Consider the following 17,378-nt stretch of genomic DNA (forward strand, 5'->3'; position numbering starts at 1 on the left):
GCCAGCCCCCACGCCGAGGGCTACCATAGGCAGGTAGCTCCATGATCGAGCACTCAAGGATACAGCGACACTTCCCCCTCAACCCCGGAGACAGCCAGATGAAAAGCAACAAACGTTTGATTGTTTTATTTGATGGCACCTGGAACGACCCGCAAGACCTGACCAACGTCTACCAACTCTCAACCTTAATCGAAGCCAAGGATGGCGACATTGAACAGCGTTTTTTCTATGAACCTGGCGTGGGGACCGGCACCGGCGAAAAGTTGCGCGGGGGTTTATTTGGGTATGGCTTGAGCAAAAACCTGCTTAAAGGCTATGACTGGCTGGTCAGGCGCTATCAGACAGGTGATGAGATATGGGTGTTTGGCTTTAGCCGTGGCGCGTATACGGCCAGAAGCCTGGTCGGCTTGATCCGAAAATGCGGGTTACTCAACACCAGCACACCAGATTTGCTCGCACGCGCTGAAGCGCTCTACCGCGACAAATCCGCTGCACCGGAGAGCCCCCAGTGCCTGGCGTTCAGGCAGACCTACAGCCAGGAAGTCCGTGTCCATTTTCTGGGAGTTTGGGATACCGTCGGCGCGCTCGGCATCCCCGGCACCATGATTTCAGAGCAGGGATTTTATGCCTGGCATGATACCGAGCTGTCAAAAATCGTTTCTCATGCCTACCATGCGATGGCAATAGACGAACACCGTGAAGCTTATAAAGTAGCGATGTGGACCAATGCGGGCGGCCAGCAAAAACCTGAGAACATTGCGGTGGAGCAGCGCTGGTTTATCGGCGCGCACGCCAATGTCGGCGGCGGTTATGGCCATGACCCGCTGGCCACCATTGCACTGGGATGGATGCTGGACAAAGCCCGTGCCGCAGGCCTTAAACTAAAACCGTTTTCAGTGGCCCCTAATGCCTGCTTATCGAGCCCCACAGATGCATACAAAGCGTTTGCTTATGGCCTGTATGCTTTTTTCAAGGGCTTGTTTAGCAAAGGCGATGGTAGATTTTACCGGCCTTATCGTGGCAGCCCAGTCACGCCCTCCCCCGACGTAGCCAATGCGCTGCAAGCCCTGCCTGTGACGGCGGTTAACGTGACGCTGGATAGTTCGGTAGCGGAAAAATGGTTGGCACAAGCCGATTATCGCCCGCCTACGCTGCTCAATGCCGGCATAGCGCCGACGCAAGCGGCACGCTAATCCATCAATGTTTTTTGCTACGCGGCGCGTGCTTTTTCGGGCTGGCAAAGCTTTTGGTCTGGTTAAAGCCTTTAGGTAATGGCTTGGCCTGGAAGCGGCTGCCGTCCGATTGCACGATTTGTGGCAACACGGCAGGCTGGTACGCGGGCACCAGGTGCTTTTTACCATTGCCAATCAAATCCGCTCTGCCCATTTTCTTCAATGCTTCACGCAGCATCGGCCAGTTTTGCGGATCGTGATAGCGGATGAAGGCTTTGTGCAATTTGCGGATATTGCCTGCTTTAGGGACGGGCACGGTTTCAGAATCCGCCGTCACTTTACGCAGCGGATTTTTACCGCTGTGATACATGGCAGTGGCCATCGCCATCGGCGTTGGCGTGAAGGTTTGCACCTGATCCAGCCGGAAATCATTGCGCTTGAGCCATAAGGCCAGATTAAGCATGTCTTCATCGGTGGTGCCTGGATGTGAGGCAATAAAATACGGTATCAAATACTGTTTTTTACCCGCCTCGGCGCTAAAGCGCTCAAACATGCGCTTGAACTCATCATAGGCGCCCATGCCAGGCTTCATCATTTTGCTTAGCACATTCTCTTCAGAATGTTCAGGCGCAATCTTGAGATAGCCGCCCACGTGATGCTGCACCAGCTCTTTCACATACTCGGGCGACTTCACGGCCAGATCGTAACGCAAGCCGGAACCGATTAATATCTTTTTGACACCGCGCAGGTTGCGCGCCTTGCGATACAACTGAATCAACGCAGAGTGATCGGTATTGAGGTTTTCACATACGCCCGGATAGACACAAGACAACTTGCGGCAATTCTTTTCGATTTCCTCAGACTTGCAAGAGAGGCGATACATATTGGCGGTCGGGCCGCCTAAGTCTGAGATTACCCCGGTGAAGCCATCCACCTTGTCGCGGATTTCTTCAATTTCACGCAAAATCGAGTCTTCTGAACGGCTTTGGATAATGCGGCCTTCATGCTCGGTAATCGAACAAAAAGTACAGCCGCCAAAGCAGCCACGCATGATGTTGACCGAGAAGCGGATCATTTCCCAGGCCGGGATTTTGGCATCGCCATAGGCCGGATGGGGCTTGCGGGCATAAGGCAAGTCATATACATAATCCATCTCTTTGGTCGTGAGGGGAATCGGCGGCGGATTGAGCCAGACCTCCCGGTTGCCATGCTTTTGTACCAGTGCCCGTGCATTGCCCGGGTTAGACTCCAGATGCAACACGCGTGAAGCATGCGCATACATGACAGGATCACTCACCACCTCTTCATAAGACGGCATGCGGATCACCTGACGTTCGCGCGGCACTTTGGCAGCTTTCAGCGGTAAAGGCAAGCTGATCGCCGCAGCATTGGCGTCTTTCGCCTGATCATCCGTTGCGCAACTGGCATCAGCTTTGCCCATTTTCATCGCATAGGGGTCTTCGTGCTTATCCACCACCCCTGGCCGGTCGAGACGGGTAGAGGGCACCTCCACAAATTCATCTGGCACTTGCTTGCGGATAAACGCGGTGCCGCGAATATCCTCAATCTCATGGATCGCTTCTCCACGGGCAATGCGGTGCGACAGTTCGACAATGGCACGCTCGGCGTTTCCGAACACCAGCAAGTCCGCCTTGGCATCCATCAGGATAGAACGACGGACTTTATCTGACCAGTAATCATAGTGCGCTATGCGGCGCAGGCTGGCTTCAATACTGCCAATCACCAGCGGCACATCCGCATAGGCTTCTTTACAACGTTGAGAGTAAACCAGTACCGCGCGATCAGGGCGCTTATTGGCCTCGGCATTCGGCGTATAGGCATCATCCGAGCGTATCTTGCGGTCCGCGGTATAGCGGTTGACCATGCTATCCATATTCCCGGCCGTGACGCCAAAATACAGATTGGGTTTACCCAGCACTTTGAACGGTTCTGCCGACTGCCAGTCTGGTTGCGCAATAATGCCCACGCGAAAACCTTGTGCCTCAAGCAAGCGGCCAATCAGGGCGACGCCAAAACTGGGATGGTCAATGTAGGCATCGCCGCTGACCAGAATAATATCGCAGCTATCCCAGCCCAATGCATCCATTTCGGCGCGACTCATGGGCAGCACGGGGGCGGTGCCAAAGCGTTTCGCCCAATAAGGACGGTAACTTTGAATGGGTTTGGCAGTGAGGGAAGTATAGATTTCCACGCGGGTAACCAGCTAATGCTTGAGAGTTGCGCATTTTACGCATTAATTGATTGATTTGAAAGATTTTTTTCACAACATTCAGGTGAGTGCCACCTTACCTGGCCAAATCAATCACAATCATTCATCACCACAAACCATTCCCAAATATTTGTGTAATAAATAAGACGACATTTATTTAAAATTGGGCTCCCACAGGGGGCCGGTCTTATAAATGATTGCAGTCAGTTGTAAAGCCATGTATAAACAAAAATGCAGGACGGGGAAATTACTTATAAAATAATTACATAAACTCACAATGAAGCACTACACTCTTTTTAAAAAAATCCTTTTACCACTGACCAGCTTGGGGTTGCTGATCGGTCTAGTTTCTTTCGCATTTATTTTCAACGCGCATTTAAACAATATCGAAACCCAGGCTCAGGAAGAAACACAAAAACTGTCCAACCTGTTGATCACGGCGAAAACCCTGGTCAGCGAACATGTATTCTCAAGTATGGCCTTGCTCAAACAATATGGCTCGCTTGAAGGCCCGCCCAATATTAACGGCACGACCCAGATACTGGGAATGGACGTCCCAAACTTGCAATTTGGGGATACCCCTCAAACCGGCAGCACACTACTGGTCGATTCAGTGACACGCATAGGTAGCGGTACCGCCACCATTTTTGTCAAACGTGGCGGGCAGTTTCTGCGGATTTCTACCAATGTCAAAAAAGCGGATGGCACCAATGCTTTTGGCACAGAGCTGGATCCGTTTGGCAAGGCGATTGTCGCACTGCAAAAAAATCAGGCTTATTTTGGCGTGGTAGATATCCTTGGGGAATCGTATCTCTCCCGCTATGAGCCCATGCAGGATAATCACGGTAACCTGATTGGGGCCTGGTACGTCGGTTACAAGCTTGATTTTAACGCCATTGACCAGGCGATCCGGCAATGGGGATTTTTGAAAAAAGGCTTTGTGGCCATCACCGACGGACACGGCAATATCCGCTTTCTGACCAATGGACTGACACGCCTGGAGGCAGAAACCGCCCTCAAAGATAGTCAGCACCGCTGGACCAAGGTCACGCGGCAGGTGCCAGAATGGGATTTTCAGATCAATATTGTGTACCCGACCAGTGAGGCTTACTGGTCTGCACTGGGCGCGCTGTCGCCTTTGATGATCATTACCTTTATCCTGACATTGGTCGTGCTGATTGCCATTGTCAGCGGCTTGCAGCGGTTTGTGTTGAACCCCTTGGGCGGCGATCCCGAGACAGCCAAGCATTTATTGATGCGGATTGAAAGCGGCGACTTTGCCGAAGACCAAACCACGGCAGCCCCGGACAGCCTGATCGCCAACATGCTTAAAATGCGCAGACGCCTGCGTGAAATGGTGAGCCAGCTGCAGGCCAATGCCAGCCGGCTAAAGGTCTCTTCCAGCGTGTTTGACCATGCCCATGATGCAATTTTCATTACCGACACCCAGGGACATATCATTCAGTGTAACCCCTCCTTCAGCGTGATTACAGGCTATGCACAACCTGAAGTCATGGGTAAAACTCCGCAACAACTGGGCATCGCCTATCAGCAACCAGATCTGTTCCAGTCCTTGTATGACAGCCAGCATGGCTTTCAGGAGTGGCAGGGCGAGGTCTGGAACCGTCATCAACAAGGTCATGAGTATCTGGTAGAACTCGAATTGTCGCCAGTGCTCAACCAGGCGGGCGAATTTCAGCATTATGTCGGCCTCTTTTCAGACATTACGCGCGCCAAAGAGCAACAAAACATGCTTGAGCATCTGGCTTATCATGATGTGCTGACGCAACTGCCTAACCGCGTGTTGTTTTCGAGCCGATTGCAACAAGCGCTACACGAAGCCGAAAGCCAGTCGACGCTGGTGGCCATTTGTTATATTGACCTGGATGACTTCAAAATCGTCAATGACCAATACGGCCACGAATACGGTGACCGTTTACTCATGCAACTGGCAGCCCGACTGAATGGCCTGCTCAAACCGCAAGATACTCTGGCCAGGCTCGGAGGCGATGAATTTGCCATGTTGTTGTGCGGGCTACGGACGGCCAACGAATATGCACGACTGCTCAAAAAGTTGCTGACGGCGATTGAAAAACCGTTCAAGGTAGATAAATTCAAGTTTTCCATTTCAGCCAGCATTGGCTATACGCTATACCCGATAGACCGCAATCCGCCAGACACCTTGCTACGGCATGCTGACCATGCCATGTACCATGCCAAAACGCATGGTGGGCATCAATGCCATTTGTTTGACCTGGCGTCTGCGCAGCAATCCCAGCAACAGCAAGCTTTGCTCAAGGACTTGCTGCATGGCATCCAAAACAACCATATTCGCCTGGTTTACCAACCGCAAGTCTGTATGCAGTCTGGTGAAATTTTCTGTTTTGAGGCTTTGCTGCGCTGGCAGCATCCGGTGCGCGGACTGCTCTACCCTAACGACTTCCTGACCGCGGTCGAACATACCAATCTGATTGTAGACATTGGTAACTGGGTGATAGAAGAAAGCCTGCGCCAATTGAGCGAGTGGCAAAGCCAGGGCTTGGACACACAAGTCTCCGTCAACATCGCCGCCCAGCATTTAATGCATAAACAGTTTCCGGAACGATTGGCTGACTTGTTTAAAAAGTATGCCATGATCAAGCCGCAACAGCTGCATATCGAGATCACCGAAAGTGCTGCCATCAGCGATTTTGCCCGCGTCAACCGCGTCATCCAGCAATGCCAGGCGCTGGGCGTTGCATTCTCGATTGATGATTTTGGCTCAGGCTACTCCTCGCTGATTTACTTACGCCGCCTGCCAGTCAACATCATTAAAATTGATCAGTCCTTTATCCATAACATGTTAAGTGACCAGGAAGACATGGCGGTGATCCGTGGCGTGATTACGCTCTGCCGCGACTTCGGCCGCAAGGTGGTGGCTGAAGGCGTCGAAAAAGCCGAGCAGGCGCAGATTCTGGCCGAACTGGGCTGCGACTATGCCCAAGGGTTTGGCATCTCGCGTGGCATCCCCGGCCATAAGGTTATAGAATGGACGAGCAAGCACAATCCGTTTAAGTTCTAGTACCAAATGCAAATGCGTGCGGGTAAGGGCCTGTGTCAGTCCCGCATAAAGCGTGCCTAATGCCGTATTGAATATCAGGCTGACTTTACTCATGTGCGTTAAAGGATAGCTATGTGATCACCAGACTCATCAGTATCTGGCAATCACGGAGAGCCGACTAAACCGTAATGCGATTAACTTGCGTCCCTACACCACCGCAATGACTGTTTATGCATGACAATTACTATCCTCTCCCGGGCGGGCCGGTGCGCATTCTCGCAGCAGAGACCCCATTCCCGAACTTGCAGCAGGCGTTGACAGAGCCCAACGGCCTGATCGCCATCGGCGGTAGCCTGACGCCACGACGCCTGTTGAGCGCCTACAAACAAGGGATTTTTCCATGGTTTAGTCCGGGCGAGCCTATCCTCTGGTGGAGTCCGGACCCACGCATGGTGCTGTTTCCACCAGCGCTGAAAATCACCCGCTCCTTGCGCAAGGTCATCCAGCAACAGCCGTTTGAGTTACGCATGAATACGCAATTTACCGCCGTGATGCAGGCGTGTGCTGCCACCCCGCGCCCAGGTCAATCCGGCTCATGGATCACCAATGAAATGATTGCGGCATACAGCGAGTTGCATGCCATGGGCTACGCGCATAGTATGGAAGCCTGGCAGGATGGGGAATTGGTTGGCGGTTGTTATGGGGTCAAGATTGGCCGCATGTTTTATGGTGAAAGCATGTTTCACCATGTCAGCAATGCGTCCAAAGTGGCATTTGCGCATCTGGTGGAATGGTTAATCACGCAACAAGTCGGTATGATTGATTGTCAGATGCATACACCGTTACTTGCCAGTTTTGGTGCTTATGAAATTCCCAGAGACCGGTTTATCGAAGAATTAACGCATTTAGTGCAATATGACCCTACCTAACGACGCACCTCTGCAAAAATTACAGTTTTATGTGACCACCGCTTACACCTGTGGCTATCTGCCTAAAAAGCTGGCGCAAAGCCTGATTGCCACACCGCAGACACTGGTAGATGGCCGCGTGTATAGCGGACTGATACAGCAGGGCTTTCGCCGCAGTGGCAAGTTTGCTTACCGGCCGCATTGCGAACATTGCAATGCCTGCATTTCGGTCCGTTTACCGGTACATGCGTTTGAAGCCACGCGTAGCCAGCAACGGGCATTTAAGAAGCATGCACCGTTACAGGCCACCATCCGTGAAGCCAGTTATGATGCAGAACACTTCGCCCTGTACCTGACCTACCAGCAACAGCGTCATCCCAGCAGTCTGGAGTCAGCCATGCCGCAAGAAGACGAAGCGACGCAATACCAGCAGTTTTTGTGTCAAAGCAATGTAGATAGCGTAATGGTCGAGTTCAGAGATGCACAGCAGCAGCTCAAGATGGTCAGCGTGATTGATATTGTCATGGATGGTCTGTCTGCGGTGTACACGTTTTATGATACGCATGACAAAGCGAGTTATGGCACCTATAGCATTCTCTGGCAAATCGAGTGGGCCAAGCAACTCGGCCTGGACTATTTGTACCTGGGCTACTGGATTGCAGACAGCCAGAAAATGGCTTACAAGCAGCAGTTCCAGCCGCAGGAAAAACTGATTGAGGGCGTATGGGTGCGTTAACCCAGCGGGGCAAGCGATGAAGACGCCTGATTCAATACGTATGCAAAGTATCTCCGTACAGTCGCTGGCCAGGCAGTTTTGTCATGGTCAGTACGTGAATACCGTGAATGCTGCTTTATGGCGGCAAACCTTCGAATACATCGCTCGAATTCAGGATGAATCCGGCTTTGACCAATCAAGCATTGCCGCATTGTGGCGACAATATGGCGGCGATTTGCGCGCCTTGATTAAAAATGACGCATTGGTACTGCGCGTGCTGAAAAAATGCTTGGCCGACACGCGGCATCAACCGCTGCAGGGACTGACCCTGTATCGTGGCGAAAGCTGGTTTTTATTTGATCAAGAGCAGATTGGCTTTTGCTGGACACCCGCGGAGGCGCTGGCCACCAGCTATGCCAAAGGACTCAACGCCGTAGAATCCGGTGGCGTTCTGCTCAAATGCTTTGCTCCCGCAGAAGCCATCCTCGCAGTACCTCCATCCGCTAGCGAGATGAAACAGAACACCTACATTTGTGACCCTGGCGCTCTATTGCGCATGACCACCCTGGCGCTATTTCCAAAACTCTAAATCCATCCGGTGTAATTAAACCGGATCACGCCATTGCCCATAGCCTTTAAATTGGGCATGGACTTCAAGCATTTGCGCAGGCGTCAGCAAGCGGAGCTGCCCAACTTGTAACAGTCGCCAGTACTGCTCACACAGGTTTTCCACTTCTACCGCCACGGCCAGTGCGTGGGATAAATCCTTGCCCAGCGCAATCATGCCATGATGTGCCAGCAAACAGGCCTTGCGCTCATGCAATGCAGCGAGCGCAACCTCAGACAGCGCCTGGGTGCCAAACAAGGCGTAGGGCGCGCAACGGATATTATCTCCACCCACGCTGGCAATCATGTAATGAAACGGCGGCACGTCGTGCCCCATGCAGGCTACCGTGGTCGCAAACATGCTGTGGCAATGCACAACCGCATTGACTTCAGGCCGCGCCTGTAAAATATCCAGATGAAAACGCCATTCGCTGGAGGGGGTTTTCCCGGCTTCAGCCCGGCCTTGCCAATCCATATGCACCATGCTGTCAGCATGCAGCTGTTCTGCCGGCACGCCAGAAGGCGTCACCAGAAAACCCGTTTCTAGCCGGACACTGGCGTTGCCAGAGGTGCCTTTATTCAGGCCGGTCAGGGCCATTTGCTGGGCCGTGTATAACAACTGTTGCGCAGGCGAGCGTTTGCTCATGTTAATTGCCCAGACTATGCGTTTTCAGCGCATGCAACTGGTCTGGGGCAAACACCCCATGTTCGGTAATCACTCCTGTCACCAGCTTGGCTGGTGTCACATCAAACGCCGGATTCAATGCCGGGCTTTCATGCGGAATTACCCGGACCGTCTCTATGTCTCCTGTTGCCGTCTGCCCTTGCATATAAGCCACCTCATCCGCATCACGCATTTCAATCTCGATCTCTGCGCCGCGTGCGATCTGCCAGTCTATGGTCGGCGTCGGCACCGCAGCATAAAATGGGATTTGCTGATCAAATGCTGCCAGCGCTTTTAAATAGGTGCCTATCTTGTTGCAGACATCCCCTTGACTGGTGACACGATCTGCACCGACGATGACCAGATCTACCTGACCATGCTGCATCAGATGGCCGCCAGCATTATCGGCAATCACCGTATGCGGAACTCCGTGTTGCGCCAGCTCCCACGCGGTCAGGCTGGCACCCTGGTTGCGTGGCCGCGTTTCATCTACCCAGACATGTACTTTCAGACCTGCATCATGCGCGGCGTAAATCGGCGCCAAGGCCGTCCCGCCATCCACCGTGGCCAACCACCCGGCATTGCAGTGGGTCAAAATATTCACAGCCTGTTTGGCACCCACCGTCGCCTTTTCAGCGATCAAGGCTTTACCGTGCTGGCCAATCGCCAGATTCTGCGCCACATCCTCATCAGCAATCGCTTGTGCCGCCAGCCAAGCAGCGGCTGCGCGTTGCGCCACAGCCAGCGGCATCAACGTCTGTTGCATGCGCTGTGCCGCCCAGGCCAGATTGACGGCAGTCGGTCGCGTGGCGATCAGCTGCTTTACCACCGCCTGCAAGTGTTCATCGCTGGCATCCTGCTGAATGCCTAACGCCACACCATAGGCTGCCGCAGCTCCAATGAGGGGTGCACCACGGACCTGCATGTGGCGGATGGCATGACATATTTGCGCCAAAGACGTTAATTCCACCGTCACAAAACCAAACGGCAACTGCGTCTGGTCAATGATATAAACAGCGTTGGCTTGTTGCCAAATGCTACGGAAATGTTGGGATTGAATGCGCATATGAGAGGCCTGGCCAAGCACCGATTAGTAATTGTAAAGTTTGTAAAACCACTTGCTTTTCTTGTAGGACAAACACCGTATTTTGCTATCCACAAAATCTGTGGATAACTTTGTGGATTGCTGTGTCTTAATTCCGTAACTTACCAATTTATAAGGACTTTTTCCAAAAGTTCATTTTTTAATCTATTTTTTTATTCAATAAAATCAATAACTTACAAAGCACCACTATAATATAGTCACTTTCGACACATTCTTAAAGTGTCACTTTAAGTCATGTGCATAAATGGGCTGTTTTTGGCAAAACTTCTACAGAATTTTTACCAGTCATTTCAATGAGTTGCGAAGCTTCCAAGCCACGTATCAGGGCCATCTCTTCTGCGATCTTTTTTAATTGATCCGGCGCATTTCTTCCTTGATGCCCCAGCCAAACCGGCGGAATATCCGGCGCATCGGTCTCCAGAACCAGTGTTTCCACAGGCAATTCTGCAGCAAGCTGACGCAGCTTCAATGCGCGCGGCCAGGTCATGGCACCACCAAACCCTAATTTGAATCCCAAACTAGCAAATATCTCCGCTTGTTGCTTGCTGCCGTTGTAAGCATGTGCAATGCCCCCCGTTAACGCATGCTTGCGCAAATATTTGAGGATGGTGTCTATCGCACCTCGCACATGCAAAATCACAGGCAAATGAAACTGCCTGGCAATGCGCAACTGTCCTTCATATAGCTCTAGCTGTCTGGCCTCATGTTCGCGCGTCAGGTAAAAGTCGAGACCGATCTCTCCAATCGCCAGCAATTGATGCGCCTGAGGGCCCTCCAGCACCCTGGCGACGGTTTGCTCGAGCTGCGCCAGCGCATCCTCAGGTGCCTCAGACACATACATGGGATGCCAGCCAAGAGCGAATCCAGCTTGTGGATGCCGTGCACACCAGGCCATAATCGGCTCAAATGTCGCCTGCGTCACGGCTGGGATGACCACCGCACGAACGCCCTGCGCCAGGGCCGCCTGCCAGACCGGCTCACGGTCGGCATCAAACTCACGGGCATCCAGATGACAGTGGGTGTCGATCAGCATAAGAATCAGGCCTTAAGCCTGGCCTGAAGACGGATATCCTGCCCGACCTGTCGCAGATCCATGATGTCCAGCGTATGTATGTCTGCCATCTGCCTCCATGCTGGCAGGGCAAACATGCCGCGTGCCGCGTCTCCCATTAGCTTGGGTGCGTAATACAGCAATAACTCATCCACAAACCCGCTTTGCAAAAAGGCCCCATTCAGCGTTGCCCCGGCCTCGACCAATACCTCATTACAAGGCCAGGCCGTTAGTGCCTGCATGACGGCAGCAATATCCACCTGCCCCTGCACATTCGGTGCATGCAGGGTACGTACCCCCATCACTTGCAATATCTCCAGCTTGGCGGCCTCCCCGTGCGCATACGCCACCAGCGCATGGCCATCCTGCAACACCTTGGCGTCTATCGGGATGCGTAACTGGCTATCGAGAATGACGCGTAGCGGTTGGCGTGGAGTCTTCACCTCACGTACGGTGAGCGAGGCATTATCCTGCAGAATGGTAGAGATACCCGTGATCACTGCACAACTTTGCGCACGCCAGTGATGGACATCTTTCCGTGCCTCCGGCGACGTGATCCATTGACTGACGCCATTCGCCAACGCTGTGCGGCCATCCAGACTGGCAGCGACCTTGAGACGGACATAAGGGCGTTGTTGCGTCATGCGCAGAATAAACCCGGGATTCAGCGCCTTGGCCTGCGCTTCGCAAACCCCAACCGTGACAGCAATACCCTGTGCCTGCAAACGTGCAATGCCGTTGCCAGCAACCAAAGGATTCGGATCCTGCATGGCAACCACGACCCGGCTCACACCGGCATTCACCAGTGCATCGGCGCAGGGGGGCGTCCGGCCAAAATGACTGCAGGGCTCCAGAGTCACGTATGCAGTAGCCCCCCACGCCTGCTCGCCAGCGGCGCGCAAGGCGTGCACTTCAGCATGGGGTTCCCCCGCCTTGAGGTGAGCGCCTTCTCCAACCACTTGGCTTTGTTTGACGATGACACACCCGACACGCGGATTAGGCGTGGTCGAATACAGTCCATGCGCCGCCAGGCGCAAGGCATGGGTCATCCATTGAATATCTTGAGCACTGTGTAACATAGACTAGCATCATACAAAAAAAGCCCGCCTTGCGGTGGTTTTGTATGGCGGACACCTTTGAACGGCCAGTGAATAATAAGACCACGGCCTGAATAAAGCGCGTATTAAAGAAAGCTAATGAGAGGAGATTTGACTATGGGTGAGACGTCCGTCCTGGTCAAAGTATATGCGTAAGGCATGATAGACATGCATGCACTTACCCAGATCATACTCAAGTGCATTGGCGTCCTCAAGGCTAGGCCGCCCAAGCAGGGCCATGACGGCCTCTTTTTTGGCGCCTCGAATCAGGATGTGATTTTTGAGATCGTATGCCATGTCACCGCGTCTACACTCCTTTTGCACGGTGTTGGACAATTGCATCCAGCGGGTCTGGTCAAACTTGTCTCGACCAAACACAGCCTCATCTTTAAATGCCCACCAGGTAAAAAACACGATGGTGAGAATCACGGTGAATACCGCTAATACCACTGCAGACAGCTTGATCAGTTTCATACGCCCCCGCCTTCACATGCAACATTGATAGACCGTGCACCGGTTGAAGCAAGGCACACGGAACACATACACCAGCGCACAGAGGGTGCGTCCGGCAATGGTTGTTGTCAGTTATCCAGATCGCGGATGGCGTTATGAAAGTCATCCACATCTGAAAAGCTTCGATACACCGAAGCAAAGCGGATATACGCCACCTGATCCATTTGTTTTAACTCTTGCATGACGGTTTCACCCAGCAACCGCGCAGGCACTTCGCGCGCACCCAAACCGAGCACTTTTTGAACAATGCGGTCCAGTGCTTTATCGACATATTCGGTAGGCACCGGACGTTTGTGCAGGGCGCGTGTAAATGAGAGGCGCAATTTTTCGCGCTTGAACTCTTCGCGCGTCCCGTTTTGCTTCACCACCTGTGGCAAATGCAATTCTGCCGTTTCATAGGTGGTAAAGCGCTTGTCACACACCTGACAGCGACGGCGCCTGCGGATGGAGTTCCCTTCCTCATTGAGGCGGGAATCCACCACTTGCGTATCATCAGCACCGCAAAACGGACATTTCATGGCTGTGGATAGCCGGAAAAATTATTTACCGTACACCGGGAATTGATCGGTCAAGGCATGCACCTTCGCCTTGGTGGCCGCAATCACTTCAGCGCTTTCCGGATTATCCAGCACATCGGCAATCAGGTTAGCCACTTGCTCGGCTTCGGCTTCTTTAAAGCCACGCGTTGTGATCGCAGGCGAACCGATACGAATACCGGAAGTCACAAACGGGCTCTCGGGGTCGTTAGGAATCGCATTCTTGTTGACCGTAATGTGCGCTTGGCCCAGATAAGCATCTGCCGCCTTACCCGTCAAGCCTTTAGGACGCAGGTCCACCAGGAATACATGAGACTCGGTACGGCCGGAGATAATACGCAAACCACGCGCAGCCAACGTGCTGGCCATGATGCTGGCGTTCTTCAATACCTGTTCCTGATACGCTTTGAAGTCTGGCTGTGCCGCTTCGAGGAAAGCTGTCGCCTTACCGGCGATAACGTGCATCAACGGGCCGCCTTGCAAGCTTGGGAACACATTGGAATTCAGTGATTTTTCAAACTCGGCCTTGGCCATGATGATACCGCCACGTGGACCACGTAAGGTCTTGTGCGTGGTTGAAGTCACAAAGTCAGCATGGGGCACCGGGTTAGGATAGACACCCGCTGCAATCAGGCCAGAATAGTGCGCCATATCGACCATGAAATAAGCACCGACTTTTTTAGCGATTTCAGCCATACGCGCCCAGTCAAAACGCAAGGCATACGCAGAAGCACCCCCAATCAACAACTTTGGTTTGCACTCCACCGCGATACGCTCCATCTCATCGTAGTCGATCTCTTCTTTATCGTTCAAACCGTAAGGCACGATATTAAACAACTTGCCGGACAGGTTAGCCGGAGAACCGTGTGTGAGGTGACCGCCGTGACCCAGATTCATGCCCATGACGGTATCGCCTGGTTTCAGGATGGAGAAATACACGGCCTGATTCGCCTGTGAGCCAGAATGTGGCTGCACGTTGGCATACTCAGCCCCATACAAGGCTTTCAGTCGGTCAATCGCCAGCTGTTCAACCTGGTCAACAAACTCACAGCCACCGTAAAAGCGTTTGCCTGGATACCCTTCAGCATACTTGTTCGTCAATTGCGAGCCTTGGGCTTCCATCACCGCTGGACTGGTGTAGTTTTCTGAAGCAATCAACTCGATATGCTGATGCTGACGCTCCACTTCGGAAGAAATCATTTGGGCCAAGGCCGGGTCTGCAACGCTTAAGTTTCTTGAAAAGCTAAACATGACGATCAAGTTTCCGTATCACAAAAATAAAGCGCGATTTTAGCATGAGGCGACCTCAGCATCCATCTTTAGCGATGCGCTCATTGAGCGCCTATCACTTTGAGGCGTGGTGTAATCCAGACACAAAGCGCACCAATACAGTGCAAACATCACCAGCCTGATTGAAACAACATGCACCAAAAAACAGAATTAAATACTTAAGCAATTGATTTAAATTATTTTTTTAAATCTGGCACAGCTTATGCTTAATAAGATGCGTAAGCGTATATCTCCAAAATCGCTCCCTAAACCCAACTTCGGTTGGGTTCTTTTTTTTCAGGGGATGCTGTCTTGTCTTGACTCAATGTTGACGCATTTTTAATTGTTGCAAGGTTTGCTGGCAGCCTACATCCGTAGTTGCACTTTGATCGCCCGGATCGAGAAATGGCAGGATGGCGGCAAACGGATTGATCAATGCCAGTAATATGCCGCCAGCGACCCGTGCGGCAATCGGTCCCGGGCTGATCGAAACCTGGGGGTCCACAAAAGGCCCTGTCACCAGAATAGGTGAGCGCACGGTTAACGGCGAAAAGTTTTTAGGACTGGCCTGGAGTTTAAGGTTGAGCTGCTCCTGACCCAAATCGACGGCACCATTGACCGTGACGGTCGTCACAGGCGTATCAATCACGGCTGCCTCTGGTGTCAAAACACCCTCTTTGGCCCGCCAGCCCATCGCGGCGCAATGCATGGGCAAGGGCTGGTCGCCCTTGATCATGACACCAACCGCTTGAGCGATGTCTAAGCCAGCCGCCTCAATCAACAAGTGAGACATTTCCCCCTGACGCACCATCAGGGCGAGCTGACCATCCAGCGAGCGCAATAATTCGGCGGTTGAGCGGCCATGCCCCTGCAGCTTGGCACGCCCATTCAATTTACCGCTCACATAAGCTGGCGCCGGCTGTTGGCTGGTCTCTTTGGCTGCGTCACTGGTCGATTTTTTATCCGTCTGTGGCGAGACTTTTAGCCATTGTTCCAAACGGATATCATGCACCGCCAGCGCAATCTCCCAATCCGGGGCAGCGGGTGGCGACAAGTCGGCGTTCTGCACATCATGTGCATCAATCGATAGCGCGCCTGAGAGCGAGCCTTGAGCCGTACTGGCCTCCAGCTCTGCCAGACTTAACTTGTGTTTTTGCAGACGCAAGCGCAATTTAAGCGGTGCAATGCGCTGCCTGAAGGCCGATCCTAAATCGACCGCATCAATATGCACATCGATATCCGCATTCATGCGGCCATAGGTCGTAAAATCCAGCGAGGTATTTGGAAACAATTTGCCTGGATGCGGGTTGCTTGTTGATGAAGTCGCTGCAGCGCCAAAGGCGGGCGCCAAATCCGCCAACATCAATAAAGACCCTTGCAGTTTGCCAGTCAACATCGGCGTTTCTGGGGCAAGATCATACACAAACTGTCCCGCCAGCTGACTGTTGCCAATGTGTGCAGAGGCGACATTCACAGCCCACTGCGTCGCGTTTTTTTCAACCGCCGCCTTGATTTTGAAATGCGGTGTCCTAGGGAATGTCAGGCTCAGCAAGTCCCCGACATCGGCCAGCGATGAACCTTTTACCTCTACCTGCCCCTTGACACGCTGGACACCCAACACATCATATACGGCACCGCGGAACGTGGCATGCACGGCACCATACGTTAACCATCCTTGCGAGTTAACTGGCGGTGAGTCCTGCCCCTGAGTCGCGATCGGTAAAAAGCCTTGCGTCACCAATGCGGCCTGCAAGGGCAAACGACGGAACTGACCATCCACTTTGATTTGCGATTCCGGCGTTTTAAGATGGGCGCCCTCTTCGGTATAAAACTTGACGTTCAGTTGCGCATCCGTAACGGCATCGGCAACCTTGGCTTGCCCCTCATTAACGGCCAGTTGCTCAATGATGGGAAACGGACGGGGCGGACTGCCGTCATCCAGCTCAAAATCCCAACTGGCCTCTTGGTTGGCATGGCGGATCATGTAAGCATTTAAACGGTCCGCGCGAATCGACGCAATGCGATAAGGATCGCGTGCTTTGAGTGACCACAGGTCGCGGTAGCGCAACGCCAGCGACAAGCCATGCGCTTCAACAAAATAAGGCGCGTCAAAGCCTGCGGGCGCGGCAATTCTCAATCCGCCTACTTGCAACCGGATGCCACCCAGCAATTGCAAATGGAAAGGACGGTCTATGATCACGGCCCGTTGCAACTGATTTTGCAACGCGGTTTGCAGGGGTTGGCGCAAAAAAGGCCAGCCCAGCATTTCGCAGACCATGACTACAAAGACAAGCACAAGTAGCATGCCCCCCAGCCAGCGTGCAAACAGGGGAGCGCGAGGTGTTTTATCAATATCACTCATAACACGTTATGATGCCGCGTGCAGCTCAGGCTGACCAGTGCCCCACGTCTGACAGCGCTGTAGGTGGATTCTGGCAAATCCGGCAGCTACTGTCAGTTATAATGAGCCAA

14 protein-coding genes are annotated in these 17,378 nt (G+C 52.8%); 5 read left to right on the plus strand and 9 right to left on the minus strand.

Annotation, left to right across the window (positions count from 1 at the left end):
• Positions 1-41: 41 nt before the first annotated feature.
• Positions 42-1,193: a DUF2235 domain-containing protein gene (locus INP77_RS03740; RefSeq protein WP_228518675.1), complete on the plus strand. Its 1,152-nt coding sequence runs from the start codon at positions 42-44 to the stop codon at positions 1,191-1,193.
• A gap of 4 nt (positions 1,194-1,197) precedes the next feature.
• Here the strand turns inward: INP77_RS03740 and INP77_RS03745 are convergent, their stop codons facing one another.
• Positions 1,198-3,384 (minus strand): YgiQ family radical SAM protein, encoded by a 2,187-nt coding sequence (locus tag INP77_RS03745; RefSeq protein ID WP_194747339.1) that lies wholly within the window; start codon positions 3,382-3,384, stop codon positions 1,198-1,200.
• 295 nt (positions 3,385-3,679) lie between these two features.
• Between INP77_RS03745 and INP77_RS03750 the strand changes: the two genes are divergently transcribed.
• The 4 genes from INP77_RS03750 to INP77_RS03765 all read left to right on the plus strand — a co-directional run bounded on the left by INP77_RS03750 (position 3,680) and on the right by INP77_RS03765 (position 8,654).
• Positions 3,680-6,463 carry an EAL domain-containing protein gene (locus INP77_RS03750; RefSeq protein WP_194747340.1) on the plus strand — a complete coding sequence of 928 codons (2,784 nt, stop codon included), beginning with the start codon at positions 3,680-3,682 and terminating at the stop codon, positions 6,461-6,463.
• A 209-nt stretch (positions 6,464-6,672) separates the two neighbouring features.
• Entirely contained in the window at positions 6,673-7,371 is a 699-nt protein-coding gene (aat, locus tag INP77_RS03755; protein ID WP_194747341.1) for a leucyl/phenylalanyl-tRNA--protein transferase, read from the plus strand.
• Positions 7,358-8,086 carry an arginyltransferase gene (locus INP77_RS03760; RefSeq protein WP_194747342.1) on the plus strand — a complete coding sequence of 243 codons (729 nt, stop codon included), beginning with the start codon at positions 7,358-7,360 and terminating at the stop codon, positions 8,084-8,086. Before aat ends, INP77_RS03760 begins: the two co-directional genes overlap by 14 nt.
• Before the next feature lie 40 nt (positions 8,087-8,126).
• A complete protein-coding gene (locus INP77_RS03765) occupies positions 8,127-8,654 on the plus strand; it encodes a hypothetical protein (RefSeq protein WP_194747343.1) in 528 nt (175 codons plus the stop codon).
• Positions 8,655-8,669: 15 nt separating this feature from the next.
• Here the strand turns inward: INP77_RS03765 and INP77_RS03770 are convergent, their stop codons facing one another.
• The 8 genes from INP77_RS03770 to INP77_RS03805 all read right to left on the minus strand — a co-directional run bounded on the left by INP77_RS03770 (position 8,670) and on the right by INP77_RS03805 (position 17,268).
• Positions 8,670-9,317: a class II aldolase/adducin family protein gene (locus tag INP77_RS03770; protein WP_194747344.1), complete on the minus strand. Its 648-nt coding sequence runs from the start codon at positions 9,315-9,317 to the stop codon at positions 8,670-8,672.
• Position 9,318: 1 nt separating this feature from the next.
• Positions 9,319-10,401, minus strand: a complete 1,083-nt coding sequence (gene mtnA / locus INP77_RS03775) for an S-methyl-5-thioribose-1-phosphate isomerase (protein WP_194747345.1) — start codon at positions 10,399-10,401, stop codon at positions 9,319-9,321.
• Between the two features lie 271 nt (positions 10,402-10,672).
• On the minus strand, positions 10,673-11,473 hold the full coding sequence (locus INP77_RS03780) for a TatD family hydrolase (RefSeq protein WP_194747346.1): 801 nt from the start codon (positions 11,471-11,473) through the stop codon (positions 10,673-10,675).
• A 5-nt stretch (positions 11,474-11,478) separates the two neighbouring features.
• A complete protein-coding gene (gene ribD, locus INP77_RS03785; protein WP_194747347.1) occupies positions 11,479-12,570 on the minus strand; it encodes a bifunctional diaminohydroxyphosphoribosylaminopyrimidine deaminase/5-amino-6-(5-phosphoribosylamino)uracil reductase RibD in 1,092 nt (363 codons plus the stop codon).
• A gap of 114 nt (positions 12,571-12,684) precedes the next feature.
• Positions 12,685-13,062: a hypothetical protein gene (locus INP77_RS03790; protein WP_194747348.1), complete on the minus strand. Its 378-nt coding sequence runs from the start codon at positions 13,060-13,062 to the stop codon at positions 12,685-12,687.
• Positions 13,063-13,169: 107 nt separating this feature from the next.
• Positions 13,170-13,619, minus strand: coding sequence for a transcriptional regulator NrdR (gene nrdR / locus INP77_RS03795; RefSeq protein ID WP_194747349.1), 450 nt, complete (start codon positions 13,617-13,619; stop codon positions 13,170-13,172).
• A 21-nt stretch (positions 13,620-13,640) separates the two neighbouring features.
• Positions 13,641-14,888: a serine hydroxymethyltransferase gene (gene glyA / locus INP77_RS03800; protein ID WP_194747350.1), complete on the minus strand. Its 1,248-nt coding sequence runs from the start codon at positions 14,886-14,888 to the stop codon at positions 13,641-13,643.
• A gap of 340 nt (positions 14,889-15,228) precedes the next feature.
• Positions 15,229-17,268 (minus strand): AsmA family protein, encoded by a 2,040-nt coding sequence (locus tag INP77_RS03805; protein ID WP_194747351.1) that lies wholly within the window; start codon positions 17,266-17,268, stop codon positions 15,229-15,231.
• Positions 17,269-17,378 lie beyond the last annotated feature (110 nt).

Source organism: Methylophilus sp. 13 (assembly GCF_015354335.1).
Taxonomy (GTDB): domain Bacteria; phylum Pseudomonadota; class Gammaproteobacteria; order Burkholderiales; family Methylophilaceae; genus Methylophilus; species Methylophilus glucosoxydans.